Below are 26,309 nucleotides of genomic sequence, written 5' to 3' on the forward strand. Positions count from 1 at the left end.
GCGCCCAGGTTAACGCTCGTTCGCACCGGTGCCGGAGTGTGTCGCCTCACCCGCTGTCGTCGCGAGGAGTATTCGGCCGCGACCGCTTCCGTTAGCACTGAGGTCAACTCCGGCTGTCACCTTCAGCGTCATGAGCTCAGCTCGGATCGTGGTGGTAGGGACGGGATACGTCGGATTGACCACGGGGGCTTGTCTCGCGAGCCTCGGGCACCGCGTCACCTGTGTTGACGTGGACGTGGCGAAAGTGAACCGGCTGTCGGCCGGTCGCGTGGACATCCTCGAACCAGGACTTGCCGAATTGGTCTCCCGCGGACTGGCGAGCGGACGGCTGTCGTTCGTCGTCGGCGCGCGGGAAGCCGTTCGCGGCGCGGAGGGCGTGTTCCTCTGCGTGCCGACGCCGATGGGCGCGGGCGGGTCCGCGGATTTGCGCGCGGTGGAATCGGTGACCGCCGAGATCGGCGACGTGCTGCCGGCCGGCTGTGCGCTGATCACGAAGTCGACGGTGCCGGTCGGCACCGCGAAAAGGATCCAGGCGATGGTCGGCCGCGACGACGTGCCGGTGGTGTCCAACCCGGAGTTCCTTCGCGAAGGCACTGCGGTGCAAGACTTCCTGAACCCGGACCGGATCGTGGTCGGGTCGGATTCGCACGCCGCGGCCGCCTGGGTCGGGCAGTTGTACGGCGATCTCGCCGCACCCGTCGTGGTCGCCGACGCGGCGAGCGCGGAACTGGTCAAGTACGCGGCGAACTGTTTTCTCGCGCTCAAACTGTCCTATGTGAACTCGATCGCCGAACTGTGCGAACGGCTCGGCGCGGACATCGACCTGGTCACCGAAGGCATGGGCTACGACCGGCGGATCGGCCGCACCTTCCTCAAACCCGGCCCGGGCTGGGGCGGTTCGTGCCTGCCCAAGGACACCAGCGCACTGGTCAAGGTCGCCGAATCGGTCGACTACGACTTCCGGATGCTGACCTCGGCGATCGACGAGAACATCGCCCAGCGCGACCGCATTGTCGCGAAGATCGCCGGCGCCTGCGGCGGAACCCTGGCCGGTGCGCGGATCGGCGTGCTGGGCTTGGCGTTCAAGGCCGGCACCAACGATCTGCGGGATTCTCCCGCGCTGGCAGTGTCTTCGGTGCTGGGTGCGCTCGGTGCGGAGATCACCGCGTACGACCCGGCGGTGTCCGGCGGTATCGCCGGGATGACCGTTGTGGACGATCCGTACCAGGTCGCCAAGGACGCGGATGTCGTTGTGGTGCTTACCGAATGGGCCGAGTTCCGCAATCTCGACTGGGTGGCGATCGCCGACGCGATGGAGGGCGACGACGTCGTCGACACCCGCAATCTGCTCGACCCGCGGATGATTCTCGACGCCGGGTTGTCCTGGCAGGGAGTCGGCCGCCCGCGCGCGGCCCGGCGGCGAGTTCCGGTTTCCTGATTGGAGATCCGCTTGCGCTGCGCTATAGTCGTCGGCGGCATCGCGTGTCGGTCACCGGCTGGGTGAGGCATGGAGGTGCTGGGATGCCTTCTGGAGGCATTGCTTCGTGTCCCTCTCTCTTGAACTGAATCACCTCATGGTCCCGTCCCGGAACAACCGGGAATCCGCCGAATTCTTCGCGAACCTCCTCGGTTTCGAGATCGGCGAGGAATGGGGGCCGTTCATCCCCGTCGAAACCAGCAACGGCGTGCGGCTCGACTTCGCCACGGTGCCGGACGCCGATCGCAAGCTGCAGCACTACTGCTTCCTCATTCCCGAGGACGACTTCGACGCGTTTTTCCTGCGCCTGAAGGAATCCGGGGTGGACTACCACGCCGGGCCGGGCGGGCAGGGCCCTGGCGAGATCAATCACAACCACGGCGGCCGCGGCGTGTATTTCCTTGATCCGGGCGGAAACGGGATCGAGGTCATCACGCAGCCGTACGAGCCGGAGCGGAAACGTCCGGCGCGCTGGTAAGTCCTTTGCGGACAGACGGCGGGCGGGTCACAGCGGAAGCGAGGCCCACCCGCCGCCCGCGGCCAGCAAGGTCCGGACGCTCTCGGCGTGGTCGGAGAACGCGGCCAGGTCGGCGTGCAACAGCGCGGCCCGCTCGGAATCGAGCGGGTCCGCGTCGTCGCGCCACAGTTCGAGCGTCCAGTTGGCGGCGAGGATCATCGAGCGCACTAAACCGGCGACCGCGGAATCCGGCTGGTCGTACGCGGCGAGAATCTCATCGCACGTGGTGAAGCAGCGTTCCAGGCCGCGGACGGCTTCGGCGGGTGTGCCGTCCCAGTCCGGTCCCGGCCAGGCACACGAGCCCAGCGCGAGCCACAGCTGCCAGCCGGCGGTCAGCTCGGCTTCGTCGCGGGGCGTCCAGTGCGCGGCCATCCCTTGAGTGTGCGCCCCGGCGGCCGGTTTGCCGCCGGGGTTTTGGCCGAGGTCACGTGCGTGGCTGTTCCCACAGCCAGAACTCGATCCCCTGGTCGTCGGCACAATCCGCCGTTCGGCCGTACGGCGGGTTCTCTACCTCGCCCGCCCGGCCGCCCTGCTCGCGCACCCGGTCGAGCGCGGCTTCGAGGTCGTCGACGGCGAACATCAGCTTCCACCCGGTCTGCAGTTCCGAGCCGCCCCACAGGCCGCCGGGCAGACCGTGGCCCTCGATGCGCCACGCGGTCGGCAGGCTGCCCTGGCTGAACTGCCAGCCGAGCACCGAGCCGTAGAACGCCTTGGCCCGGACCTCGTCGGGCACCTGGAAGGTGAAGTACCCGGCCTCGCCGTGCCGGTACGTGCGCTCTCCGGGCGTTTTCGCTTGTGGTGCGGCCTTTCCGATCAGCCAGCGCTGGCCGTACGGGTCCTTGATCACGCCGTTGAGCCCGTAGCCGCGGTCCTCGACCGGACGCAGCAGTTCCGCGCCCAGCTCCACCGCCCGCTGCGCCGAGCCGTGCGGGTCGGGCACCTCGACGCGCACCATCGCGCCGCCCTCGGGAGCCACGACATTGCCCAGCTCGGGGAACTCCTCGGCGAACATCAGCACACTGCCGCCGATGTCCAGTTCGGCGTGCCCGACCCGGCCGTCGTCCATCACGATCGGCTCGGCCCGGCGGCGCGCTCCGAAGACCTCGACGTAGAAGTCGAGTGCGGCCCGGGCGTCGGTCACGACCAGATAAGGCGTCAGCGCACCCGCTCGCGCCTGCTGGGCCTCGGTTTCGGTGGTGGTCATCTCCACTCCGTTCAGGATCAGGCGGCGGAGGTCGTCCCGCAGCTGCTCGGCGAAGGCCGGATCGGGGTCGGCCGGAGTCGAGGGCAGTGCGAGCGCGTCGAATGGTTCAGGCATCGCGTCCCTCCTCCTGGTAGCTGCGGCGGAACGCGGTTTTGGCCCGCGTCAGCAACGCCTCCGTCGCGTGGATGGTCCGGCCGAGATGCGCGGCGACGTCGCGCACCGGAAGGCCGTCGACGTACCGCAAGGTGAGCACCGCCTGATGCGAGACCGTCAGCGTTTCGAGCACCTGCCGCGCACGCAGGGCGTCGAGCTGCTCGTCCCACGGGTCCTCGACGTCGCATTCGGCGTCGTGCACGAGCCGCAGCCCGCGCTGTTCCCGTTCGGCGCGCCGCCAGTGGTCGGCCAGCTTGTGCCGGGCCACCCCGATCAGCCAGGGCGTGCTCACCGGCGGCGCGTGCTCCTTGCGGCAGGCGGCGACCGCGCCGAGGAACGTCTCCGACGTCAGTTCCTCCGCCAGCACGCGGTCGCCGCACCTCGCGAGCAGGTAGCCATAGACCTCCGGCAGGGCCTTCTCGTAGAGGCCGAGCAGCGCGAAGGCCGGGTCTGGCTGCACCCGAGGTTCCGTCACATCTCCATCGTCGTCCGGGAGCGGGTTTTTCCGTCGGCCGAATTCTCAGCGAGGATCGGGAAGTTTGCGAGCCAGCCCGCTCACCACGAGTGCCAGCGCCGCCAGAATCCCGATGACCAGCACGAACGCGCCCTGGTAGCCCATCGCGCCCGGCACGCTCAGGCTGGCGAACAGGCTGCCAAGCACCGCGACGCCCAGCGCCAGCGAAGTCTGCTGAGTCGTGGTCAGCACGCCGCCGCCGACGCCCGCCAGATCCGCGGGAACCCGGGACAGCACGACCCGGAACAGGGTGCTCATCGCGAGCCCGTTGCCGACGCCGATCAGCACCATCGCCGGGGCCAGCTGCCAGATCGACAGATCGGGCCAGTCCAGCAGCGCGGTTCCGGCGAGCGCGAGCAGCCCGACGGTGAGGATCAGCCCGCCGATCGGCACGATCTTGCGGCCGAACCGGGCGACGAGGTGGCTGCTGACCAGCGAGGTCGTGAAGTACGCGACGGCCATCGGGGTCAGCGCCAGCCCGGCGCCGAGCGGGCCGAGGTGCAGGCCGTTCTGCAGGGTCACCGCGTAGACGAACATGAACGAGCCGAAGGTGCAGAAGAACGGCACCGCGACGGTCAGGCCGTGCCGCACGCTCGCGGTGCGCAGCAGGGCGGGCGGCAGCAGCGGGGTGCCGCCCGCGGCTTCGAGGTTGCGTTCGGTGCGGGCGAAGCCGTACGCCGCGAACGGGAAGACCACCAGCAGCACGATGCTCCACCACGGCCAGCCGAGCGCGCGGCCCTCCATGATCGGGATCAGCAGCGACAGCAGCGAAACGGCCAGCAGCAAGGTGCCCCAGCGGTCGACGCCGAGCGGATTGCTCGCCCGGCTGTCCGGCACCGTACGGCGCGCGAGCAGCAGCCCGATGATCCCGATCGGCACGTTGACCAGGAAGATCGGCCGCCAGCTCAGGTCCCACACGTTCGCGGCCACCAGCGCGCCGCCGAGCAGTTGGCCGACCACGGTGGCGATGCCGCCGGTCGCGCCGTAGAGACCGATCGCGCGGGAGCGGCGTTCGCCGGAGGTGCCCGCCTGGATGATCGACAGCACCTGCGGCAGCAGCAGGGCCGAAGCCGCGCCCTGTGCGACGCGGGCGATGACCAGCGTGGCGGCGTCCGGGGCGACACCGCAGGCCAGCGAGGTGAGCGTGAACAGCGTGAGGCCGAGCAGGAAGAGCCGGCGGCGGCCGAAAGTGTCGCCAAGCCGTCCGCCGAGGACCAGCAACACCGCGTATGCGATGCCGTAGCCCGCGACGACGAGTTCCAGCGTCGCGGTGGATGCGCGCAGGTCGGCATCGATCGTGGGCAGGGCGACGTTGACGATGAAGAAGTCGATGATCGGCAGTGCCGCCCCCAGCAGCACGGTGATCAAGCCGGCGGACGAGAGGCCCGTCCGCTCCGGCGTCCCGACGGCGGCGGTGGCCGTCGCCGGGGCAGTGGTGGTAGTCGTCATGAGTACTACGTTCCGCCGCGGCAAACCCTGGTACCAGGTGTGCTTTTATCCTGGTACTGGGACTACCTGGTAACAGGGTCGAGGCTGTGCTTACCTGGTATTCGTGACCACTGGCATCGAAGACCGCCTGCGCCGGACCGAGCTGGGAGAGTTCCTCCGCAACCGGCGCGGCCGGATCACGCCCGAGCAGGTCGGCTTGCCGCTCGGCGGCCGCAGGCGCACGCCGGGGCTGCGCCGCGAGGAGGTCGCGCAGCTCGCCGGGGTGGGGGTCACCTGGTACACGTGGCTCGAGCAGGGCCGCGACATCAACGCGTCCGAGCAGGTGCTCAGCGCGATCTCCCGCACGCTCCGGCTCGATCCGCACGAACACGTGCACCTGTTCACCCTCGCCGGCGCGCCCGAGCCGGTGACGGAGAAGAAGAACTGCTCCGCGATCACCCCGTCGATGCAGGACATGATGGTCCAGCTGGAGCCCTTCCCGGTCGCGGTCCGCAACGCGCGCTTCGACGTGCTCGGCCACAACGCCGGTTACGACTGGCTGATGGGCGGCGTCGACAAGATCCCGTACGAGGAACGCAACACGCTCGTCCAATGCCTGCTCAATCCACAGTGGAAAGAGCGGATGGTCGACTGGGAGCAGAACGTGCCGCGGATGGTCTCGTCCTTCCGCGCCGCGATGGCCGAGCACATGGGCGAGCCCGGCTGGAAGTCGCTGGTCAAACGGCTCAGGGCGGAATCGCCGTGCTTCGCGGAGCTGTGGGAGCGCCACGACGTGAACACCGAGCAGGCCAAGAGCAAACGCTACCTGCACCCGGAGGCGGGCCTGCTCACCTTCGACTTCACCTACCTCTACGCCGGCCGCCGCTCGGAAATCCGGATGTCGGTCTACACCCCGGCGAACGACGAGACTCGCGCGAAGCTGCTGGAGTTCGTGCCCAAGACGCGATAGTGCAGGTGGGTTACGCCCTCGCCAGCGGCGATCTCGGGCGTGCCGAGCCGCACCGGGCCGAATCCGAATTCGCCGAAGAACGGCACCCCGCCGCCGAGCAGGACCGGCACGAGATCGATCCGCACCGCGTCGAGCAGCCCGGCCTCCAGGCACTGCCGCGCCATCTCGCCGGAGTTCACGCCGACGTCAGGTCGAACAGCCGCCGTCCGACCACCAGCGCCCCGGTCGACTCCAGTTGCGCGCGCACGACCTTCGCGCTCGCGGGGGACATGCGCAACGCACGTCCCGGCTGCGCGGTCGCCACCTCCTCGGTGCCGCTGCCCAGCCAGCCGAAGAGCAGATCGAGTCCCGATTCGCCCGGGCCCGCCACGAACCCGTCCAGCGACATGCTCGCCCCGGCCACTACCTCGCCCATCCTCGTCTTCTTTTTTCGCCGTTTGCCTGGTGAATGGAGCTGGTTGAGCGTTCTCGACATACCGCGCCGCGCGTAGCCGGATCCCGCGCTTCACGACGGACGCGCCCGGTCGTCTTCCCCGGTAGCTTTCGCACCATGCACTACTGGTGGCGGGCGCGGAACCCGTGGTTCGGGCGGGTGTTCCGGACCTTCGTGGTGCTCGCCTTCGTGCTCGGCGGCTCCAGCGCGTCCGGCCGCTGGCAGCACGCGCCGCAACTGCTGAGCCCGCTCGGCGCCGGTTGGCTGGCCGCGACCGTGCTCACCCTGCTGCTTGTCCACCGGTACCCACTGCCGCTGTTCGTGCTTACCGCGGCCTCGGCGTACGCGTACTACCTGTCGCCGGAGCCCGGCGGGCCGGTGATCATCGTCCCCACCATCGCGCTGTTCGTGCTTACGCGGCAGAAGGGGCCGGTGGTCGCCGGAAGCACTGGCGCGGGGGTCCTCGCGGCGGCGTACGGGGTCCACATCATCGTCGCGCAAACGTTTGCGCTCAGTGCCTGGGCGCTGTTCGCCGTGGTCTGGATGGCCGCGGTGATCGGCATCGCGACCGCGGTCCGGTTCCAGTTCGCCGCCGTCGCCGCCCGGCGCGAGCAGGCCGACGAACATCGGCACCGGATGGCCGAGCAGGAGCGGCTCCGGATCGCCCGCGAGGTGCACGACGTCGTCGCACACAGCCTCGCGATGATCAACGTCCAAGCAGGCGTCGCCGCCCATGTCGCGGACCGGCGGCCAGAGCAGGCGAAAGAGGCGCTGCTCAACATCAAGGCGGCCAGCGCGTCCGCGCTCAACGACCTCCGTGCGACCCTCGCCGTGCTGCGCTCCGGCGAAAACCGCGCGCCCGCGCCGAGCCTCGCGCAGGTCGACGAACTGCTCGACCACACCCGCGCTGCCGGATTGGCAGTCGAACTGCACGGCGAAGCCGGTGACCTGCCCGCGCCGGTGGACGGCGCGGCGTACCGGATCCTTCAGGAGTCGCTGACCAACGTCGTCCGGCATGCCGACGGGGCACAGCGCGTCGAGGTCCGCTTCGAGCGGAAGCCAGGCACGCTGGTCCTGATCGTGCGCGACGACGGCCGCGGCACCGTCCAGCCGACGCCCGGACACGGTCTGCGCGGCATGCGGGAACGCGCTACCGCGCTCGGCGGCAGCGTCGAGGCGAGCGTCACCGGACAGGGTTTCCAGGTGCGGGCGGAACTGCCCGTGGAGGGGGAGAAATGACCATCCGCGTCGTACTGGCCGACGACCAGGCCCTGGTCCGCGCCGGATTCCGGCTGCTGCTGGACACCGAGGACGGTTTCGAGGTGGCCGGCGAGGCGAGCGACGGCGAGCAGGCCGTCGCGCAGGCGGTCGAGCACCGGCCGGACATCGTGGTGATGGACATCCGGATGCCCGGCACCGACGGCCTCGAAGCGACCCGCCGGATCACCTCGCACCCCGACCTCACCGGGGTGAAAGTACTGGTCCTGACCACCTTCGACGTCGACGAATACGTCTACGAGGCACTCCGCGCCGGGGCCAGCGGCTTCCTGCTGAAGGACACCGAACCGGTCGAACTCCTGCACGCGCTGCGCGTCGTCGCGGCGGGGGAGGCGCTGCTCGCGCCGACCGTCACTCGCCGGTTGATCGCCGAGATCGTCGGACGGCCGGAGCACCGGCGGATCGACACCTCGGCCGTGCAGGAGGTGACCGAACGCGAACGCGAGGTGCTGGCGCTGGTCGCGGGCGGATTGTCGAACGACGAGATCGCCGCCCACCTGGTGATCTCCACGGCGACCGCGCGCACGCACGTCAGCCGCATCATGACCAAGATCGGCGCTCGCGACCGGGCGCAGCTGGTGGTGCTCGCGTACGAATCCGGCCTGGTCACCCCGCGTCGTGGCTCGTGAGTGTTCATGCCGGTTCGCACCGGCATGAACACTCACGAGGTCTCGCACGCGTGAGCTAAGCCGAGAGTGTGACTTACCCCGTGTCGGTGAACGTCGTCCCACCCTCGCACGCCTTACCGGAAGAGCATCACTCCTCAGCGAGGGGTGTGGCGGAAGGAGTTCCGGTGGCGTGGGAGATCGTCCTGGTCGCCGCGCTGGGCCTGGTTTTCCTGGTCCGGCTGGTAGCGCAGCTCCGGCGGAGCTGACGGACGCCGCCGCGGCGGCATCGCGCGGCGCACCGGCGGTTCGGCGGTGCGGTCGACGCCTGATTCGACGACGGGACGCGCCCGGTGCGCGCCCCCGTTCGCGCGAGGAGCCATCCCGCGCGGCTGGTCGGCGCGCGGAGTGTCGTTCGGCGGCGGAGCGCCGTTCCTCGGCATCCGCCCGTTCTGCACCGGACGCGGCCGAGGCGCCGGACGACGCGGCGGCACCGGTTCGGCGGGAATCCTCGGGATCTCGAGGGTCACTTCGGCGTCGTCGACGAGCTGAGTCGTTTCCCCTGGCGTTTCGACCGGCGGCTCCGGCGGAGGCTCGGGCGTTTCCGGCGCGGGCGGAGGCGGCTTCGGCCGGTGCGACAACCGCCGCGCCAGCGAGTGGCTCGGCCGTTCCACGAACCGGTAGCTCAGTTCGACCACCCCGAACACCGCCGGGATCACGATCAGCAGTGCGATCGGCAGCGGCACCGCCGGGCGCAGCAACTGCAGCAGCACGAACGTGACCAGCATGTGCAGCAGGTAGATCGAATAGCTGCGCTCGGACAGCATGGTCCAGATCTTGCGCTGCTTGAGCCGGTCCTCGGCGAACATGCCCATTAGGAAGCAGGCGACGGCGAACGCCAGCGCGAGGTTGTACGAGCTGTCCACGCGGCCGACGTTGATGACGTCCGCCAGCACGTACAGCGACCACGCGCAGCCGCCGTACAGCGCGCCGGTCCAGAGCGGGATCTGCTTCTTGGTCGTCGCCCAGATGACCTGGCCGATCACCATCGCGGGCAGGTACGAGACGTTCACCGCGAATAGCGACCACGACGGCCCGAGCTGGGACCGGCTCATCATCACCACGAAGATGAAGGTCAGCTCGATCGCGATCGCGAGCCACACCCACCGGCGCAGCAGCGGCAGCACCGCCATGAGCAGCAGGTAGAAGATGACCTCGACGATCATCGTCCAGGCCACCGGCACCAGCACGATCTGCGGATAGATCAGGTAGTTGACCAGCGCGGTGTTGGTGAAGACGGTGAGCGGGTTCAGCGTCTGCGGCTGACCGGTCGACGGCGGGTGCAGGTTCACCAGCAGCAGGAACGCGGTCAGTGCCACCACGAACAGCATCGGCGCGTAGACCCGGATGAACCGGTTGAGCGCGAACCGGCCAGTACCCTGGCGCAGCGCGATCGGCGTCACGACGAAACCGCTGACCAGGAAGAAGAACGGCACCGCGATCTGCCCGATGCCCTGCTTCGACATGTGCATCGGGTCGCTGGTGAGCGCCTCGATGAAGTCGACGTACGGGGCCTTGTCGTTCTTCGCGATGATCCACGGGTGGGCGATGTGGCTGTAGAAGACCAGCAGCGCGCCGAGGCCGCGGCCGATGTCGATGAAGACGATCCGGGTTTTCTTCGCGGGCGCGGGCGACGGCTCGGCCAGGGCAGCGGAATTCGGCTCGGCCAGCGTGCTCACCCCCGTCTTCCGCTACCGACAACCTCGTGAAGGTTACCGCCTCGTACGCCCGGCCCGGACGTACTCCCCGCAATTGGCGGTAAGCAGGGGATTAGTCACAAGACCCGTTCTGGCCTCGGATTATGTGGTCGCCAGGTACGATCAGGCAGGAATTCGTCCGGTTTCGCGCGAAGTAGTTCAGGAGTTCGGGGAGCGTGCAGCAGTCCAGTCTCGACGGAGCCGTCGAGCGTTCGCCGACCCTGCGCGCCGCTTTCCGCCAAGCCGCCCCCGCGATCAGCCTCTATCTGCTGTTCCAGATCGTCGCGTTCGGCGTGCTGTGGATGATGAGCTGGAAGGCCGATGTGTCGCCGGGCCGGTTCATCGACAACTTCGACGCCAACTGGTTCCTCTCGGTCGCGCAGCACGGCTACGACCAGCCGATCACACTTGGCACCGACGGGCTGCCGGTCGAAAACAGCCTCGTGTTCTTCCCGCTGTACCCGGCGACGGTCGCGGTGCTGACGCTGGTCGGGATCCCGCCGCTGGCGGCCGGGATGACGATCTCGCTGCTGGCCGGATGCGCGGCGGCGTGGGGCCTGTTCGTGCTCGGCCGAGACCTGGCCGGACCGCGGGTGGGCCTGCTGGTCGCCGTGCTGTGGTCGATCGGGCCGGGTTCGACGGCACTGCACCTGGCGTATTCGGAATCGCTGCTGATGGCGCTCGTGTCCTGGACGTTCGTGATGCTCGCGCGCCGCGAATGGCTGGTCGCGGGCGGGTTCGCGGTGCTGGCGGGGCTGACCAGGGCGAGTTCCGGGGCGTTGATCGCCGCGGTCGGGATCGCCGCGCTCATCGCGGTTTTCCAGCGTCGCGAGGGCTGGCGGCCGTGGGTCGGCGGGCTGCTCGCGCCGCTCGGCCTGCTCGGCTACCTCGGCTACGTCTGGATCCAGACCGGCCGCCCGGACGGCTGGTTCTGGCTGCAGAACGCCTGGCAGATGCACTTCGATTTCGGCGTCTTCACCTGGACCCAGGTCCGCGAGGGCCTCACCTCGGACCACGCGAGCTGGATCACCGTGACCGCGCTCGTCGTGCTCGCCGCGGTGGTGCTGCAGTTCTGGACCTGGGCGACGAAGCTGCCGTTGCCGTGGCAGATCTACGGCACGCTCACCGTGGTGATCGCGCTGTGCTCGTCGAACTTCTTCCAGTCCCGCGCACGTTTCCTGCTGCCGGCGTTCGTGCTGACCGTGCCGGTCGCGCTCATGCTGGCGAAGCTGCCGAACCGGGTGCTGGCGGTGCTGCTGCCGGTGCTCACTGTCGGAAGTGCCTGGTACGGCGCGTTCCTGCTGACCATCGCGCACGTGGCGCCCTGAGACACCACGTGCGCGATCAGGTCAGGGCGCCAGCCACAGCGTGACGAATTCCTTCTCGTCCGCCTTCGCCGCGGCGATGATCGCCGGGTCTTCGAGCACCTGGTCGGCCGGACCGTCGTCGGTGACCACCTTCGGCGTGTAGCCGAGCGAGCGGTAGCCGGCGAGCACGGCGGCCGGGTCGTCGCCCAGTTCCGTGATCGCGCCCGGGTCGAACTCGCACACCACGTGCGGCCGGTCGCGGCGCAGCACCTCGGCCAGCCCGGCCAGCGCACGGTGGTCACGGCCCTGCAAATCGACCTTCACCAGGCTGATCCGCTGTTCGGTCACCTCGGGCACGGAATCCAGCCGCACCGCGGGGACTTCGACGCCGGAACCGTCCGTGGTGACGCGGTTGTCGCCGCTGTTGCCCGGGGTCGCCTGCGCCAAGTGCACGGTGCCGGGCTCGTCCCACGCGGCCGACTCGACCACGGTGACCAGCTCGCCCGCCGCGGCGGGCAGGTTGACCTCGACGTTGCGGCGCAGGTACGCGGCGTTGACCGGGTCGGCTTCCACCGCGATCACCCTGGTCACTTCCGGCGTGGCCCGCAGCAGCCGCAGCGTGTGGTAGCCGACGTGCGCGCCGATGTCGAGGAACGCGCCGTCCGCCAGCGAAGCCATCAGCTCGGCCTCGCTGTCCTCCCAGGACCGGTGGAACAGGATCCACGGCAACATGACCTCGTCGACCGGCATCAGCAGCGCGCCGACGTCGCACTGGACGACGTCCGCCCCGCGCGGCACCGGAGCGTGCCGGAGCCGTGCCGCGTCCCGCATCGCGCTGACGTCGAGGGTCACCCGCTGGATGGCCTTCTCGTCGGCGTCGAGCCGTTCGTCGCGGCGCGCGAACATCTTGTGCACGGTTCCCGCGGCGGCTTCGACCTCCGCGCCGACGCCGTCGTAGCCCTCGGCCAGCTTCGCCACGTCCGCTTCGAGATTGCGCAGCGCCAGGTCCGTTTCCGGAGCCTGCCGGCGCAACTCGTTGACCGTGCCGCGCAACGCTTCGAGCCGTTCGCCGAGCGTGCGCGTGGACAGCGCGGCGCGGCGCGATTCGTCGATGTTGCGTTCCAGGCCTTCGATCCGGTCCAGCAACCGCCGGTTGCTGTCCTCGGTCGCCGCGAGCAGCGCGCCCATCACCTGGCGCTGGTGCACGTCGTAGTGGTCGATCGCGCGCAGCACGGCCTTGCGAAGCGCGGGCGCGAGCGGCAGCCGCGACGGCGTGTCCGCTTCCGGCCGCCAGCGCAACGCCTCGGTCGCCTGCTGCAGCGGGCTCAGCGGGTGCTCGGGCGGCGGGACCGCGGCACGCTGCCGCTCCTGCCACGTCTCGTACGCCTGCTCCAGCTCACGCCGCATCCACTCGGCCGCGGTCGCCATCGACCGCTCGCGCAGGATGACCTCCCGGGCGCGCCGGCCGCGGGCGGTCGCCTCGTCCGGATCGTCGGCGATCTGCACCATCGCGGCCGCGGCGGCGGTCAGATCGGGCTCCGCCCACACCGCGTCGGCGTGATACGGGTAGTTGCCCTCGCCGACCGGCACCAGCCGGTAGGGGATCGGCCAGCCGGTGGACGCGTCGAGGAATTCCGTGGTGCTGGAGTAATCCGTCGAGATCACCGGCATCGCCCGGGCCATCGCCTCGGCGACGGTGAGCCCGAATCCCTCGCTGCGGTGCAGCGAAACGTACGCGGTGCTGGTCTCGTACAGCTCGTGCAGTTCGGCGACGCTGAGGTAGCGCTCGATCAGTTCGATCCGGTCGTCGCCTCGAACCACGGCGCGCAGCCGTTCGGCGGCCTGCGGGTGCAGCTTCGAGTTGATCGCCTTGACGGTGAGCCGGACGTCCTCGCGGCCAGGGAACGCGCGCTGGAACGCAACGACTGCGCCCCAAGGGTTTTTGCGCTCCGCGACGCTGTTGAAGTCGAAGGCGAAGAGGAACCGCACCGGTTCGCCCTTTTCGCGCGCGGGCGGCGACGGCTCGCCCGGATCGCGCACCGGCACCGGGATCGTCTTGACCGGGATCGTCGAATGCGCGGCGAACGCCCGGCGGCAGAAGTCGCTGACCGTCCAGATCTCGTCGAGCATCCCGAACGCTTCGTGCTGCCACTGCGGGAAGTCTTCGAGTTCCCACGCCCACAGCCCGATCCGGTAGCGCCCGGCACCGACCTCGGGGTGGTTGGTCAGGATCGTGCGCGTCTGGTCCGCGTTCACCGCGAACACGCTGACCGGGAACCGCGGATCGCCGACCGTCGCCGGTCGCTCGATGCCGGTGCGGTTCGAGACCGCCTTCTCCTCCAGCACCGTGGCCACCGGAACGCCGCCGGTCTCGATCGCCTCGAGCACGATCCGGCCCATCTCGCCGAGCCCCAGCTCAGCGGTCAAGTAGCCGAGCAGATTCACGCCGAACTCGTCGTGCGGCGGACGGGTCGCGACCGGTTCGGACGGCAGCGCCCACTCAGGCAGCCCGGCCTCGGAGACGCCGGACCCGGCGCACCAGTGCCGGAAGCCGTCCGCGTCGTCGCCGTACGGGTGGGGGAACGCCATCTGCAGGTCGATCCGCGACGCCCAGATCGCGTGCGTCAGCCGGTTCAGCCCGGCCGCGGCCTGGCCCTGGTCCTCCGGAGTGGCGAGCCATTCGCGCAGCGCTTGCCCGCCGTCCTCGGCGTAGGCGTGCGGCGGCGCGGGCTTCTTCTTGCGCTCGGCCTTGATCCAGCCCTCGCGGAAAACGCGCCGCGCGAGCTTCGGCACCGGCGTGCCGTCCTGGAAGTCCTTGAAGCCGTACGGAATCGAGTCGAGCGACTCCGCGTACCCCGCTTCGCGCAGCTTCGTGCCGTACGAATCGCAGATGGCGCGAAGGTCGTCGTTGTGCGACAGCAGCACCCGCGGCTTGCGCGCGCAGTGGAAGCTGAGCAGCCACGGCTTCTCCGGCCGGTAGCCGCTGAAGTGGAAGAACCGCAGCTTCGCGCCGCCCGCGGTCAGGGTGCCGTCCTCGTCACGGCCGATCGGCCGCTCGTGGAGGTTCCAGTACGCGACGTCGAACCCGGGGTCGGTGACGACGTGGTGCCGGAACAGCGACGGCACCTGGTCGACCCAGCGCTGGTCGGTGAACAGCTGCTGCTCGGGCGCGACGATCGCGTCGTGGCGCAGCCTGCCCGCCCAGAAATCGAGGAACGGCCCGGCGCCGCGGCCGACGCCGATGAAGCCGAGGTTGAACATGCCGGTGCCCATGATCACCGCGTCGTCCGGCTCCATGCCGTCCTGCGGCAACGGGGTCAGAAAGTGCGGCGCGAGCACGATGTCGTGCTCGCGGGCCAGTTCGGCGACCTCGGGGATCGGCGCGAACAGCTCGATGTCCGGGTCGAGGTAGATCGCGGCCTCGGACTCCTTGAGCAGCTCGCGCAGCAGGTACGGCTTGACCGACGTGGCGAGTTCGGTGACCGAGTAAGCGGTCGCCATCCGCAGATAGTCGTCCTCGTCGATGCCGAACGCGGCCGGGCCGACGACGGTGAGTCCGTCGCCGGCCCGGTCCGACTGATCGCGCGGGGCGTCGATGACCGCGATGACGAAGCGGCCGCCCGGATGGTGTTCGAGGTAGGAGCGGGCCAGCACGCGTGCGGCCGGCACATAGTTCCGGGCGACGATCGTGCAGGCGGTGGTCCCGGGCTCAGGCATCGGCGGTCAGCACCGTGAGCTGCTGGTTCAGCGCGGTGGTGAAGTCGGTGGACGTCTGGCTCTTGCCGGACACCTCGACGCGGACGATCACGTTGCCGTGCGCGTAGTGCCCGCGCGACTGGGCCGACTGGCCTTCCTTCGCGTCGATCGAGGTCGCGTACACGCCGTTCGGGGCGGTGGTGTCGCGCTTGGCCCCGTTCGTCGTCTGGACCTCCATCAGCTTCTCGGCCGCGGTCTTCGCCGCGGTCGGGCTGCTGGCCTGGGCAAGGAAGAGCGTGATCAGGTTGCCGTCTTCGAGGTGGTACACGACGAACTTGACCTTCGATGCGCCCGCCGCCTGGTAGGCGCTCAGTTCCTGCGGGTTGAGGTACTGCAGGGTGTCGACCTGCGAGAACGACGTGATGTCGTCGTGCGTCTCGGCCTTGCCCGGCATGGTCGCGACGCCGAGCGGGTCCGGCGGCTTCGGCGCGGCCGAACTCTGCGAGTGCTGCGCGGTGGTCTGCTCGGTGCCGCCGCCTCCGCTGTCGCGGCCCCACAGCCAGTACGCGCCGAAAGCGATGCCGGCCAGCACGACGACGGCGCCGACGATCGCGCCGATCTTCTTGCCGTTGCTCTTCTTCGGCTTGTCGCTGAAGTACTCCGGACCCTGGCGGACCCATTCGGAGTCGCCTCCGGACGGGCCGAGCGGCGGAAGATCGCCGCCGCCCCACGGCGGGGTCTGGTCGCTCTCGGCCGCGTTCCACGGCTGCTGCTGCGGGAAACCCCCCGGCGGCGAGGCCGGCGTGCCCTGCGGGAACCCGCCGGGCGGGGAGTAGTGCGCCTGCGGCTGGTGCTGCTGCGGCTGCACGACCTGAGTGCGCTCGGGACCGGCGTCCGCGGGCGGCTGCTGGGTCTGCCACGACTGCACGACCTGGGTGCGCTCCGCGCCGCCGTCGGCGGGCGGCTGCTGCGGGGCCTGCGGCTGCTGCTGCGGGACGCCTCCCGGCGGGCTGACCGGGGCGATCACCTGGGTCGAGTCCGCGCTCTGGCTCTGCGGCGGCGGGGCGGGCTGATCCTGCTGGCCCACGGCCGAGGACAGCACCTGATCACGCCGGATGCGATAGTCGTCCGCGGAGAGGCGCCCTGACGCGAGCTCCTCGTCCAGCCGGCGCAGCTCCTCCTGCCAGGACACCAGGGCCCCCCTTATCTGTCGGCATGGCGACGGGTCAATGCGTCGGCACTACCCGATTGTGGTGTGACGACGTGGACATTGTGCACGGGTCCGACCCCACGTGACCTGGCGGGTCGCCTTCCGAGCCGGGGTGAGTTCAGCCGGCGGGCAGCGCGGCCGTGACCTTCGCGCGGATCTCTTCCATCCGAGACCGCAGCGCCGCCGGATCCTGGCCGACCGGGCCCGACACGCCGATGCCGACCGACACGCCGCCCGAGGTGTACCAGAAGGCCATCACGCGTCCGGCCGGGCTGCTCCCGGTGTAGAGCAGGTCGGTGGCCGCCGGGCCGAGCGGGCTGCTGTCGAACCCGCCGGTGACGAGGTTCTGCCGCAGCCCCTGGACGAGCTGACCGGCCTGCGCCTTGGACGGCGTCGGGACGGCGATCAGCGTCGTGCCGCCGTCGGTGCCGGCGTAGGCGTGGTAGACGAGCTGGTCCGCGCCTGCCGCGCGCATGAGGTTCGCGTCGGCGTCGGAGACGGCCTTGGCCTGGACCGCCTTGTCCAGCGCCATGGTCGAGTTCTCCTGGCTCGGCGTGCCCTGCAGCGCGGGCAGCTTGTCCTCGAGCGAGGCCGGTTGGGTGTTCGGCGCGGACGACGCGGCGGGCGGCTGCGCGGCCGTGTCGTTCGAGTCTTTCTTGTTGCCGAGGAACCAGATGCCGCCGACGATCAGCGCCAGCACCACGAGCACAGCCAGCGAGAGGAACAGCCAGGTCGGCTTCCCGCGGCGCGGTTTGGCGTCGTCCTCCCAGAGCCGGCGCGGCTCCGGCTGGCCGCCGTTCGCGGGGATCGCGCCGAAGACCGCGGTGGGCCGGTCGTCGGCGGGGCTCGGGGCGGTGGTCGGCCGGTCGGTGGAGAACGGGGTGCCCGGGGTGTGCGAGAAGGCGGGCTGGGGCTTTTCCGCGGGCGGGGCCGCTGCCGCTGAGTTCAGGAACGCTTCGACCGCGGGCGGTTCCGGCGCGGGCATCGCCGGGTTGGTGCTGGCCCATCCGACGACCGGCTGGTTCGGCTGTTGCTGCTGGCCGGGAGTGTGCCACTGCACGGGAGCGACGCCCGGCCAGGTTCCCGGCTGGGCGGGCATCTGCGGCTGCGGCTGGTGCGGCGGGGGCGGGGTCGCCTGGCTCGCCGGAGCGGGCGGCGGCGTGGCCGGGGCCCGCTGCTGGGAGAAGGAGGGCGCGGCCGGGCTGGTCGAGGTCGCCGGGTTGGCGGCGGGCTGCTCCGGTGCCGTGGTGCCGCCGGGCGGAGTGCCCGGCGAGGTGGTGTCCACCCGGAGTGTGGTCGTCGGCTCGTGCTCCGCCATCGTCGTCACGACCTGCGTAGTGCTCGCGCTGTTGTCGGCGGAGGTGCTCGACTCCGCCGCTGCCGGGCTGTCCGATCCGGCAGGCGTCGCCTGGGCGGTCGGCGTGCTCCAGGTGGGTGACTCGCTCGCCGGCGCCGCGTCCTGCCGCAACGGCGACGCCACTGGCGAAGCCGCCCCGCCGCCCGACGCCTCGGCGAGCAATTCGTCGCGCTGGCGGCGGTGTTCGGCGTGTCCGAGGCGGCCGGCGGCCAACTCCGCGTCCAAGCGCCGGAGCTCTTCCTGCCAGCTCATCACGCAACCCCCTGTCACCGGTTCGGGCGACAGTGTTCCACGCGCTCCGGCTCCGTGGGGCTCAGGTGCGCAAGATCAGCCCGGATCTGCCCAGATCAGGCACCCGCCGCGCACGTCCGCCGGGAAAACGGCCGCGTCTCCTACGATCGGGGCATGTCCTCCGCGCGCGGTGCGCTCGCCGCCCTTGCCGTGGATCGGCTCGCCGGTCTCGACATCACCGCTGCCGAACTCGTCGAGGCCGGGGCGCGGGCCGTCGGCGAGGGCCTCGACGCGCCCTCCCTTCCCGAACTGGCTGCCCTCGACCACCGGAACCACCAGGCGGTTTCCGCCGCGTTCTCGCACGTGGTCGAGGAGCTGGGCATCGAACTCCCGGCCGACGCCACCGCGGCCCAATGGCAGCTGCTCGGCGAACATCTCGGCGAGATGGTGCGCGGCGACGTCCGGCTCGCCGAAGCCGCGAAGAGCGTCAAAGCCCTCGACGGACGGCTCGGCCACCCGGCCGCGCTCGCCGAACTGCGCCAGTGGCTGGCGATGCTCGCGACCTGGATTCCGACCGACGTCACGCCGGTCAGCTACTGCGAGCAACAGGTTCTGCAGCAGGCGCGGACGGTACTGGCGGGTCCGTGGCCGCCGGTCACCCGTTAAGCGGCGAAAACTGTCGTACATATGTTCTAAAATTGGCCGTGTACTGGGGAAACCATCCACCGGAAGGCGGCCGCCCATGACCAGTTCTCAGTCGGCATACGTCACGCTGCCCACGTTCGTCGGGTACAGCGCCAGCAAGGGCCCGTCGCGTTCTTCGTTCGTCCGCAGGCAGCGCCGGCTGTACGAGGACCCGGCCCGGGCGGCGTTCAACTACTACCGGCGCGCGGCGAACGCGGTACGGGCGGGCCGGGCGGCGCGGCAGGACGAGGTGGCCATGCGCGCGCTGGTCAACAACGCCGACGAGCGCACGCGTCCGCATTACGCCGCCATCGCCGAGGGCTGGCTGCGCTATCTCGGCAGGCGCGATCCGAAGCTGATCGAGGTCGGGCGGGCGAAGTTCTCGCTCGGCGAGCTGGAGATCGGCATCAGCCCGCAGCTGGGGCTGCGGAAGTCGAACGGCCGCCGGTTCGCCACCTGGCTGTACTTCAAGGAGGAGCCGCTGACCCGGGACGCCGCGCAGCTCGCGTTGTGGCTGCTCACCGAAGGCATGCCGGATCTGCTGCCGGGCGGGGAGGCGCTGGTCGTGGACGTGCGCCGGGCGAAGGAGTTCACCTTGTCGGCGCGCGACCGGGAGCGGCTGCGGCCGTGGGCGTTCAGCGAGGCGTCGGCGTTCGTCACGCTGTGGCGCGCCGCATAACTGCTCCGTGCATGACCGGCACGCGTCTCGGGTAAGGAACCTGCGGACCGGGGGCGGTTTTCCCGGTCCGCAGGCCACCCGGTCGAGTGACAGCTTGGCGCTCGGCTCCGGTGGACTGGACAATCCCGGCCCCGGACACGAAGCTTTCGGCAGTTTCGAGCCCGGCCGATGACTTCGAGGTCGACAAGTGAACGCTGCTGCAGCCTGGGAGCCGCTCTCGCGAGTGGCTGACGAACCCGCTTGGTATTGGGTGCACGACAAGCTCAGGTTCTGGCCGAGCACCTTCGCGCACGATTGGCCCGGCTTCCATGAGCCGCGCCCGTCGGCTGCCTGGGATCTGTCCACCGGCGAGTACGACCGTGCCTCGGCCGAATTCCGCCTCGGCCCGTACGCGGTGGAAGAGCACGACGTGGCCCGGGCGGTGCTGGCCGCTTTGCAGGAGACCACCGCCGAGGACGAGTGGCTGTGGGTCCTGCATTGGCAGCACCAGTCGTTCAAGTTCTGGCCGCATCGCATGCGGCAGAACGCGCCGTGGCCGGTCTCGGTCTTCCCGCGCGGCGACTACCACCTGTTCCTGGCCGCCGATTTCAGCTACGGCACGCTGGGCCACCCGTGGGAACGCACCCTGTGCGTCTTCGGCGAAAAACTGCTCCCGGCAGTCGAAAAGCACGCCGACGGCATCCTCACGAACCAGTTGCGCCGGGACGGCCAGCCCTCTGCGCTGACCCGCTGAGCACGGCCGCTGCTACCGTCTCGCACGTGTTCGAATACCACGGCTGGGTGACCATCGCCGCCACCGCAACCGGCGACGACGACGCAGCTCTGCTGGAGCGCCTGGTGGAACGAGTCCACCGCTCCCTGCAGAACGCCACCCTCCTGGACCTGGTAGACCTCCGCTGGAGCGAGGGCCTGCCCATGCTCCATCTGGGTGGTCTAGACAAGCACGGCGGAGCCATCACCCCGCAACTCCTGGAAACCTTCGCCCGGGTAGGCGAACTGGCCCCAGGCTCCTACGGCCTCCTGCACATCTGGGACGACCAACACCCAGAACACGACAACGCGTTCCAGGTCTACCGAATGGCAAGAGGCCAGCTAACGGAACAAAAAGACGAACACCTGTCCCCAATCGCCCCCACAGTCCTGGACACCTACGAGCTATAACCAGACTCGTCAGGCCTCGGGAACTCCACGTCTTTTCCGCTTGCTCCGCAAGCTGCAAAGCCCCCAACCCCTGAACCGCAGCCGACCGCACCGCGGGGGTCCGGGGGCTCGGCCCCCGGGTGAAATGGCGAGAGGCCCATGTCCACGCTTTTTGTGGACATGGGCCTCTCGGTCGCGAGCGGATGACGGGATTCGAACCCGCGACCCTCACCTTGGCAAGGTGATGCGCTACCAGCTGCGCTACATCCGCGTTAACCGCTTGGTGCTCGGTGTTGAACACACTCTATACCGTGGCTCCGATGACACTTTCGGGGGCCCCGTTATTGGCGCGGACCTGCTGAGATGTGGTGCTTGCGCGTCACGTCGAGCGCACAAGGGGTGACGACGGGCGCTCTGCTCCGTATGGTGTCCCCAATCGACTTCAGTGGTGAGTCCTTCGGGGGAGGAGGTGCCTTGCCGGATGACCGAGCTGGGCACGGCGCCGCCACCAGCGGCCTCGGAATCCGACGAGCAGGCACTTTTGAAGCGGCTGCGCGACGGCGAGGATGCCGCGTTCGGGGAGTTGTTCGAGCTGCACGCCGCGGCGGTGCGCAGATTGGCGCAGAGTCTCGCGTCGGATCGCTCCGAAGCTGAAGACATCACCGCGGAGACCTTCTTCCGTGTGCTGCAGGCGTTGCGCCGCGGTGCGGGTCCGCGGGATTACGTGCGGGCTTATCTGCTGACGGTCGCGCGCCGGGTGTCGTGGGAGTGGCACGGGGCGCGGCGCGATGTTCCGGTGACTGACGACGAGTTGACGTTCCGCGCGGGCGCCGGGGTGGACACGCCTGCCCGGACGGCTGAGCACACGTTGATCACGACGGCGTTCACGAGTTTGCCGGAGCGGTGGCGGACGGTTCTGTGGCAGACCGAGGTCGAGGGCGAGCAGCCCGCGATGGTGGCTCCGCATTTCGGGTTGTCGGCGAATGCGACTGCGGCGTTGGCGCGGCGGGCGCGGCAGGGGTTGCGGGCGGCGTATCTGCAGGCGCATTTGTCGGTGAACCGGGGTCCGGAGACGTGCCGTGCGGTGGTGGAGAAGCTGGGCGGGTTCACCGCGGGCAGCGTCACCGGCGCGGAGGCGGAGCGGATCAAGGCGCATTTGCTGGGGTGTCCGTCGTGCCGGGCGACGCAGGACGAGCTGCGGGATGTGTGTTCGTCGTTGCGGGCGCATGCCGGGGTGCTGGTGCTCGCGGTTCCGGCGCTGGCCGGGGTCGGGAAGGCCGCCGGCGCGGTCGCGACGGTGAAGAGCGTGGTGTTCGGCTCGAAGGTGAAGGTCGGGCTGGCGCTGGCCTCGACCGCGGCGGCGGGTGCGGTGAGTTTGACCGCCGGTCCGCTGGTGTTCGGGTCGCATCCGGTGCAGAACGTCGGGTTGGGCGGTGGTGCGCCGGAGCTGGCGTTGCAGCCGCCGGAGCAGCCTCCGCCGCCGGCGCAGCAGGGGCCGCGGGTCATCTCCGGGGAGATGCACGGGAGTGCGCGGCCCGCGCATGTGGCGGTTCATCCGGGTACGTCGCAGCATCTGGGCGTGGCCGAGGTGCCGAATTTGCCGCCGGTGCATCAGGCGGCGTCCGGGGAGCAGTCGTCGTCGACGTCGGATTCGAGTGGGTCGACGCCGCGCGATGATCTTCCGAGCCAGGACGGCAGCCATTCGGGATCGCCGATGACGAGCCGGTCGTCGACCACGGAGTCGCGGTCGGATCTGGACACGTCCACGAACTCGTCGAGTCCGGGTGTGCTGAGCACGACGACGGACGACACGACTCGTTCGTCGTACGCTCCGCCCCCCTCGTCGTACGTGCCTTCGCCGGATTCGTACGTGCCGCCATCGGTCACGACCGCCCCGACGGGGTCGGGGCGCGTCGCTCCGGCCGCTCCGCAGTCTTCCAACGCCGCTGGTTCGTCCGGCTGCCCGAAGTCCGCGAAGTCTGCCAAGCCGGTTAAGTCGTCGAAGCCGGTTAAGTCGTCGACCCCCGCCGAGCCCGCGAACTCGGCCAAGACGGACTCCACGTCCGGGAACGATGTCACCGGTTCGGCCGATTCCTCAGCGGACGCGAGCTCCCGAACAGCCAAAACCCGGCAAACCGCCAGTAACTCTCAGTGAGCACCTCGCGCTCGACGGCACGGTCACGGTAACGTTGACCGAGTTCGACGTCGCCCGGGAGGCAACAGGATGAACCGGCTGGTGCGCGGCGAAGACGGTCGCCATTGGGTGGTCCGTGCCCAGATGGAGTGGCGGGCTCCCGCCACCGCTGACGATTTCGAACACGACGTCGCAGGCAGTTACGGACCTGGCATCGCGATGATCGTGGTCATGGTGTTCCTGGTGATCGCTTTGGTGGTCTGGACGCCGGATGTCGTGAAGGTGCCCGCGTGGGTGCTGCTGGCGTTGCTGCTGGTGGTGTTGTTCTTCCCGCTGCGGTGGATCCTGCGCCGTCCGTGGACGGTGGTCGCCGAGACCGAGGGCGACGTCGCGGGCGACCGGCCGTCGGAGCGCTGGGTCGGCACGATCCGCGGCATGTTCACCGTGTCCGGCGAGGTGAAGCGGATCTCGAAGACGATCCAGAAGCATTCGCTGCCGGACTTCGACGGTCCGTTGCACCCGGTCGAATAGACCTGGCCGGAACCGGGCAGGCGCGCGAGACTGGTGCCATGCCCGAGTTGCCCGAGGTCGAAGCACTGGCCCATCACCTGCGCGAACACGCCGTGGGGAGCACTGTTTTCCGGCTCGACGTCGCGTCGTTGAGCGTGCTGAAGACCGCGGTGCCGCCGTATACCGAGTTGCATGGCCGCGAAATCACCGACGCGACGCGGCACGGCAAGCATCTGGATGTCGTGCTCGGTGACCTGCACCTGGTGGTCCATCTCGCGCGGGCCGGTTGGCTGCGCTGGTCGGACGCGCTGTCCCCGGCTCCGCTGAAGCCCGGGAAGGGGCCGATCTCGCTGCGGGTGCATCTGGAGTCGGCTTCCGGTCCCGGCTTCGATCTGACCGAGGCGGGGACGAAGAAGGGGCTGGCGGTGTGGATCGTCGCTGATCCCTCCGAGGTGGCGAGTGTGGCTCGGCTGGGGCCGGATGCGCTGGCTGTCGATGCTTCGCAGTTGCGGGAGTTGTTCCAGGGGAAGGGGACTCGGCTGAAGTGGGCGTTGACTGATCAGTCGTTGATCGCGGGGATCGGGAACGCTTATTCGGACGAGATCATGCATCGGGCGAAATTGTCGCCTTACGCGACGGTGGGGAAGTTGGACGAGGGGGCGCTGGAGGTTCTGGCCGAGGCGATCCGCGAGGTGGAGACGGACGCTGTTTCGCGGTCGGTGGGGCAGAAGGCCGCGCGGTTGAAAGGGGAGAAGCGGTCGGGGCTTCGGGTGCATGCTCGGACTGGACTGCCCTGCCCGGTTTGCGGGGATACCGTTCGGGAGATTTCGTTTGCGGACAAGTCGTTTCAGTATTGTGCGACTTGTCAGACCGGGGGGAAACCGTTGGCTGATCGGCGGATGTCCCGGTTGTTGAAGTAGTTCGGCTCGTCGCCTGGCGGCGACATTGCCGTGGGGGTTGCGTGGGGCACCCCGAAGCTTGATTGTGCTGACGGTCTGAGGGTGCTTGTCAAGGCGGGAAAGATGCCTTGACAAGCACCCTCAGACCGCATTGTGGCTTCGTATCGGGGTGCGGGGGTGGTGTGGGTGCATCGATCGTTGAGTGCACTGGCTGCGGTTTCGCGGGTGGGTTGGGGCTAGCGCCCCAATGTGGCATTGGGTGCATGGGACGCACCCAATGTGGCGTTCGGTGCGTCTGACGCACCCAATGTGGCATTGGGGCGCGCCGGAGGCGGGACGGCGAGCGGTGGGCGGGCGGGCGGTGGGCTGGTCGTGAGGGGAATCCTGAGGGAATCAGAGTCCGTGAGGGTTCCCCTCGCGGACGTGGGCCGGGTGCGTCGGTAAGCATCGGGGCTTGGTCTCGCAGGTGAGGGCTGGGCGGCATCGTCAGGAGTCGGCTTCATCGGTCAGGGGAGTTGGCTTCATTGGTCCGGAATTGGCATTGCCGCGAGAGCGCTGGCCACGGGTCCAAGTGTCGGGACCGCCAAAGAACCCTCATCCGCACTAGCCAAGCAGTGAAGGGTCCCTTCACTGCTAACCGTCCGTAGTAATGAAGGGTCCCTTCACTCCACTCATTGGCGACCCACAGCCACCGCCACCACCCGAATGGCGCAAGATTCTCACGCTCACCGGGAGTGACGGTAGGGTTTGCCCACTCTCGGCGTCGCTACTGGACAGAAAGTGGGGAGCAGACCTTGCACCCGGTCGGTCGAGCGCAGAGCATGGACGTCGTGTCCGACTTCCCCTATGCGCTGGTCGTCCCGTGGGTTCTGGTCGGCATCCTGGTGATCGTGGTGCTGGTCCTCGCCTTCCGGGCGCGCCGGCCCAAGGGGGTCATCCAGGACGCCGTTCTCCAAGCCGTCCACCGGATGTCCAAGGCCACGCCTAACTTGCGGGCGGGGCTCGACGAGGAGGCCGCCAACCGGATGACGGCGGAGCTGCTCGAGGTGCTCGACTGTCTCGCCGTCGGCATCACCGACAGTGAAGGCACGCTGCTGTCCTGGGCGGGCGAGGCCACTGACCACTATCTGGACGTCGTCGATGACATCGGGACCGCGTTGCGCAAACACCGGCGCGCCGTCGCTGATCACAACAGGATGCCGTGCAATCACCGTGGCACGTGCAAGATGAAGACGGCCGCGATTGTCCCCATTCTCGTTGAGGGCGAGGCCGAGGCGACGCTGATCGTCGTCGGGCGCACGCGCGGCAAGCTGGTGCAGATGGCTGAGGCGGTGGGCCAGTTCGTTTGCACGCAGTTCGAACTCGCACGGCTCGAAGAATCGCGCAATCAGCTGCAGCAGGCGGAAATCAAAGCACTGCGCGCGCAGATCTCGCCGCACTTCGTTTACAACGCGCTCAACACGATCTCCGCGCTCATTCGCACCGATCCGGAGGAAGCGCGCGAACTGCTGCAAGACTTCGCGGACTTCACGCGCTACTCGTTCCGCACGTCCGGCATGTACACCACGCTCGCCGAGGAACTGCGCAATATCGACCGGTATCTGACCATCGAAAACGCTCGCTTCGGCGGTCGGCTCGAGGTGCGGATGAAGATCGCGCCCGAGGTGTTGAGCGTCGTGGTGCCGTTCCTGATCATTCAGCCGCTCGTCGAGAACGCCGTGAAACACGGCCTGGCCAGCAAGCCGAGCGGCGGGTGCGTCACGGTGATCGCGCGGGACGACGGGCACGAAGCGCTGATCACGGTCGAGGACGACGGCATCGGCATGGACCCGCGGCAGCTCACCGATCTGCGCAACGCGCACCGCACCGGCGCGCACGTCGGGCTCGGCAACATCAACCAGCGCATGCGGCAAGTGTTCGGCGAGGATTACGCGCTCACCGTCGAAACCGCGCCGGGTGCGGGGATGAAGGTCGCGTTGCGGGTGCCGAAGTTCAAGCTCGGCGTGCGGCCGAACATGCCGGACTACTCCGCCGACGTCCCGCAGCAGCCGTTGCCTCCGGTCGAGCCGGAACCGGAACCCGACGGAGTGCACGGCTCGCGTTCGGGAATGCTGCCCGCGCACTGA

The 26,309-nt window shown here is 69.3% G+C and carries 24 protein-coding genes and 1 tRNA gene; 14 read left to right on the forward strand and 11 right to left on the reverse strand.

All coding sequences use genetic code 11. The annotated features are described in order from the left end of the window. Positions 1–130: 130 nt before the first annotated feature. Positions 131–1,438 carry a UDP-glucose/GDP-mannose dehydrogenase family protein gene (locus L3Q65_RS36600; RefSeq protein ID WP_182893589.1) on the forward strand — a complete coding sequence of 436 codons (1,308 nt, stop codon included), beginning with the start codon at positions 131–133 and terminating at the stop codon, positions 1,436–1,438. A gap of 136 nt (positions 1,439–1,574) precedes the next feature. Next, positions 1,575–1,955 (forward strand): VOC family protein, encoded by a 381-nt coding sequence (locus L3Q65_RS36605; RefSeq protein ID WP_182893590.1) that lies wholly within the window; start codon positions 1,575–1,577, stop codon positions 1,953–1,955. A gap of 27 nt (positions 1,956–1,982) precedes the next feature. On the opposite strand, the gene L3Q65_RS36610 is transcribed toward L3Q65_RS36605, so the two are convergent. The 4 genes from L3Q65_RS36610 to L3Q65_RS36625 are packed head-to-tail and all read right to left on the reverse strand — an operon-like array spanning position 1,983 to position 5,314. Continuing rightward, entirely contained in the window at positions 1,983–2,366 is a 384-nt protein-coding gene (locus L3Q65_RS36610) for a hypothetical protein (RefSeq protein WP_182893591.1), read from the reverse strand. 52 nt (positions 2,367–2,418) lie between these two features. Then, on the reverse strand, positions 2,419–3,312 hold the full coding sequence (locus L3Q65_RS36615) for a VOC family protein (protein ID WP_237597716.1): 894 nt from the start codon (positions 3,310–3,312) through the stop codon (positions 2,419–2,421). Next, entirely contained in the window at positions 3,305–3,826 is a 522-nt protein-coding gene (locus L3Q65_RS36620) for an RNA polymerase sigma factor (protein ID WP_237597717.1), read from the reverse strand. The genes L3Q65_RS36615 and L3Q65_RS36620 overlap by 8 nt, the downstream gene beginning before the upstream one ends. 45 nt (positions 3,827–3,871) lie before the next feature. Next, positions 3,872–5,314, reverse strand: coding sequence for an MFS transporter (locus tag L3Q65_RS36625; RefSeq protein ID WP_182893594.1), 1,443 nt, complete (start codon positions 5,312–5,314; stop codon positions 3,872–3,874). 103 nt (positions 5,315–5,417) lie between these two features. Here L3Q65_RS36625 and L3Q65_RS36630 point away from each other — a divergent pair, with 103 nt between their 5' ends. Next, a complete protein-coding gene (locus L3Q65_RS36630) occupies positions 5,418–6,263 on the forward strand; it encodes a helix-turn-helix transcriptional regulator (protein WP_182893595.1) in 846 nt (281 codons plus the stop codon). Here L3Q65_RS36630 and L3Q65_RS36635 read toward each other — a convergent pair. Together L3Q65_RS36635 and L3Q65_RS36640 are read right to left on the reverse strand one after the other, a co-directional pair. Further along, positions 6,200–6,427, reverse strand: a complete 228-nt coding sequence (locus L3Q65_RS36635) for a hypothetical protein (protein ID WP_237597718.1) — start codon at positions 6,425–6,427, stop codon at positions 6,200–6,202. The two genes, L3Q65_RS36630 and L3Q65_RS36635, sit on opposite strands and share 64 nt — an antisense overlap. Before the next feature lie 11 nt (positions 6,428–6,438). After that, the gene (locus L3Q65_RS36640; RefSeq protein ID WP_237597719.1) at positions 6,439–6,678 is read right to left on the reverse strand and encodes a hypothetical protein; all 240 of its coding nucleotides are present in this window, start codon (positions 6,676–6,678) and stop codon (positions 6,439–6,441) included. A gap of 135 nt (positions 6,679–6,813) precedes the next feature. On the opposite strand from L3Q65_RS36640, the gene L3Q65_RS36645 reads away from it, so the two are divergent. Further along, positions 6,814–7,935 (forward strand): sensor histidine kinase, encoded by a 1,122-nt coding sequence (locus L3Q65_RS36645; protein WP_237597720.1) that lies wholly within the window; start codon positions 6,814–6,816, stop codon positions 7,933–7,935. Continuing rightward, positions 7,932–8,603, forward strand: coding sequence for a response regulator transcription factor (locus tag L3Q65_RS36650; protein WP_182893597.1), 672 nt, complete (start codon positions 7,932–7,934; stop codon positions 8,601–8,603). Before L3Q65_RS36645 ends, L3Q65_RS36650 begins: the two co-directional genes overlap by 4 nt. A 134-nt stretch (positions 8,604–8,737) precedes the next feature. Here the strand turns inward: L3Q65_RS36650 and L3Q65_RS36655 are convergent, their stop codons facing one another. Continuing rightward, positions 8,738–10,318 (reverse strand): acyltransferase, encoded by a 1,581-nt coding sequence (locus L3Q65_RS36655; RefSeq protein ID WP_237597721.1) that lies wholly within the window; start codon positions 10,316–10,318, stop codon positions 8,738–8,740. A 194-nt stretch (positions 10,319–10,512) separates the two neighbouring features. Here L3Q65_RS36655 and L3Q65_RS36660 point away from each other — a divergent pair, with 194 nt between their 5' ends. Beyond that, complete coding sequence (locus tag L3Q65_RS36660; RefSeq protein WP_182893599.1) at positions 10,513–11,664, forward strand: hypothetical protein; 1,152 nt, start codon at positions 10,513–10,515, stop codon at positions 11,662–11,664. Positions 11,665–11,685: 21 nt separating this feature from the next. Here the strand turns inward: L3Q65_RS36660 and L3Q65_RS36665 are convergent, their stop codons facing one another. From L3Q65_RS36665 to L3Q65_RS36675, 3 genes are all read right to left on the reverse strand, one after another. Then, positions 11,686–15,360 (reverse strand): FkbM family methyltransferase, encoded by a 3,675-nt coding sequence (locus L3Q65_RS36665; protein WP_237597722.1) that lies wholly within the window; start codon positions 15,358–15,360, stop codon positions 11,686–11,688. Then, positions 15,353–16,531, reverse strand: a complete 1,179-nt coding sequence (locus L3Q65_RS36670; protein WP_182893601.1) for a hypothetical protein — start codon at positions 16,529–16,531, stop codon at positions 15,353–15,355. The genes L3Q65_RS36665 and L3Q65_RS36670 overlap by 8 nt, the downstream gene beginning before the upstream one ends. A gap of 136 nt (positions 16,532–16,667) precedes the next feature. Beyond that, on the reverse strand, positions 16,668–18,158 hold the full coding sequence (locus tag L3Q65_RS36675) for a hypothetical protein (RefSeq protein ID WP_237597723.1): 1,491 nt from the start codon (positions 18,156–18,158) through the stop codon (positions 16,668–16,670). Between the two features lie 153 nt (positions 18,159–18,311). Between L3Q65_RS36675 and L3Q65_RS36680 the strand changes: the two genes are divergently transcribed. The 4 genes from L3Q65_RS36680 to L3Q65_RS36695 all read left to right on the forward strand — a co-directional run bounded on the left by L3Q65_RS36680 (position 18,312) and on the right by L3Q65_RS36695 (position 20,661). Beyond that, positions 18,312–18,803 carry a hypothetical protein gene (locus L3Q65_RS36680; protein ID WP_182893603.1) on the forward strand — a complete coding sequence of 164 codons (492 nt, stop codon included), beginning with the start codon at positions 18,312–18,314 and terminating at the stop codon, positions 18,801–18,803. Between the two features lie 76 nt (positions 18,804–18,879). After that, entirely contained in the window at positions 18,880–19,500 is a 621-nt protein-coding gene (locus L3Q65_RS36685) for a hypothetical protein (protein ID WP_237597724.1), read from the forward strand. A 223-nt stretch (positions 19,501–19,723) separates the two neighbouring features. Continuing rightward, positions 19,724–20,233, forward strand: coding sequence for a DUF2716 domain-containing protein (locus L3Q65_RS36690; RefSeq protein WP_182893605.1), 510 nt, complete (start codon positions 19,724–19,726; stop codon positions 20,231–20,233). A gap of 26 nt (positions 20,234–20,259) precedes the next feature. After that, positions 20,260–20,661, forward strand: a complete 402-nt coding sequence (locus L3Q65_RS36695) for an Imm7 family immunity protein (RefSeq protein WP_237597725.1) — start codon at positions 20,260–20,262, stop codon at positions 20,659–20,661. 177 nt (positions 20,662–20,838) lie between these two features. Here the strand turns inward: L3Q65_RS36695 and L3Q65_RS36700 are convergent. Then, positions 20,839–20,911, reverse strand: a tRNA-Gly gene (locus L3Q65_RS36700). Positions 20,912–21,121: 210 nt separating this feature from the next. On the opposite strand from L3Q65_RS36700, the gene L3Q65_RS36705 reads away from it, so the two are divergent. The 4 genes from L3Q65_RS36705 to L3Q65_RS36720 all read left to right on the forward strand — a co-directional run bounded on the left by L3Q65_RS36705 (position 21,122) and on the right by L3Q65_RS36720 (position 26,309). Next, positions 21,122–22,795 (forward strand): sigma-70 family RNA polymerase sigma factor, encoded by a 1,674-nt coding sequence (locus tag L3Q65_RS36705; protein ID WP_237597726.1) that lies wholly within the window; start codon positions 21,122–21,124, stop codon positions 22,793–22,795. Positions 22,796–22,864: 69 nt separating this feature from the next. Continuing rightward, positions 22,865–23,305 (forward strand): DUF983 domain-containing protein, encoded by a 441-nt coding sequence (locus tag L3Q65_RS36710; protein ID WP_067578516.1) that lies wholly within the window; start codon positions 22,865–22,867, stop codon positions 23,303–23,305. A gap of 38 nt (positions 23,306–23,343) precedes the next feature. After that, positions 23,344–24,204 carry an Fpg/Nei family DNA glycosylase gene (locus L3Q65_RS36715; RefSeq protein WP_182893608.1) on the forward strand — a complete coding sequence of 287 codons (861 nt, stop codon included), beginning with the start codon at positions 23,344–23,346 and terminating at the stop codon, positions 24,202–24,204. An 800-nt stretch (positions 24,205–25,004) separates the two neighbouring features. Further along, positions 25,005–26,309 (forward strand): sensor histidine kinase, encoded by a 1,305-nt coding sequence (locus L3Q65_RS36720; RefSeq protein WP_237597727.1) that lies wholly within the window; start codon positions 25,005–25,007, stop codon positions 26,307–26,309.

Source organism: Amycolatopsis sp. FU40, from assembly GCF_021903635.1.
Taxonomy (GTDB): Bacteria; Actinomycetota; Actinomycetes; order Mycobacteriales; family Pseudonocardiaceae; genus Amycolatopsis; species Amycolatopsis dendrobii.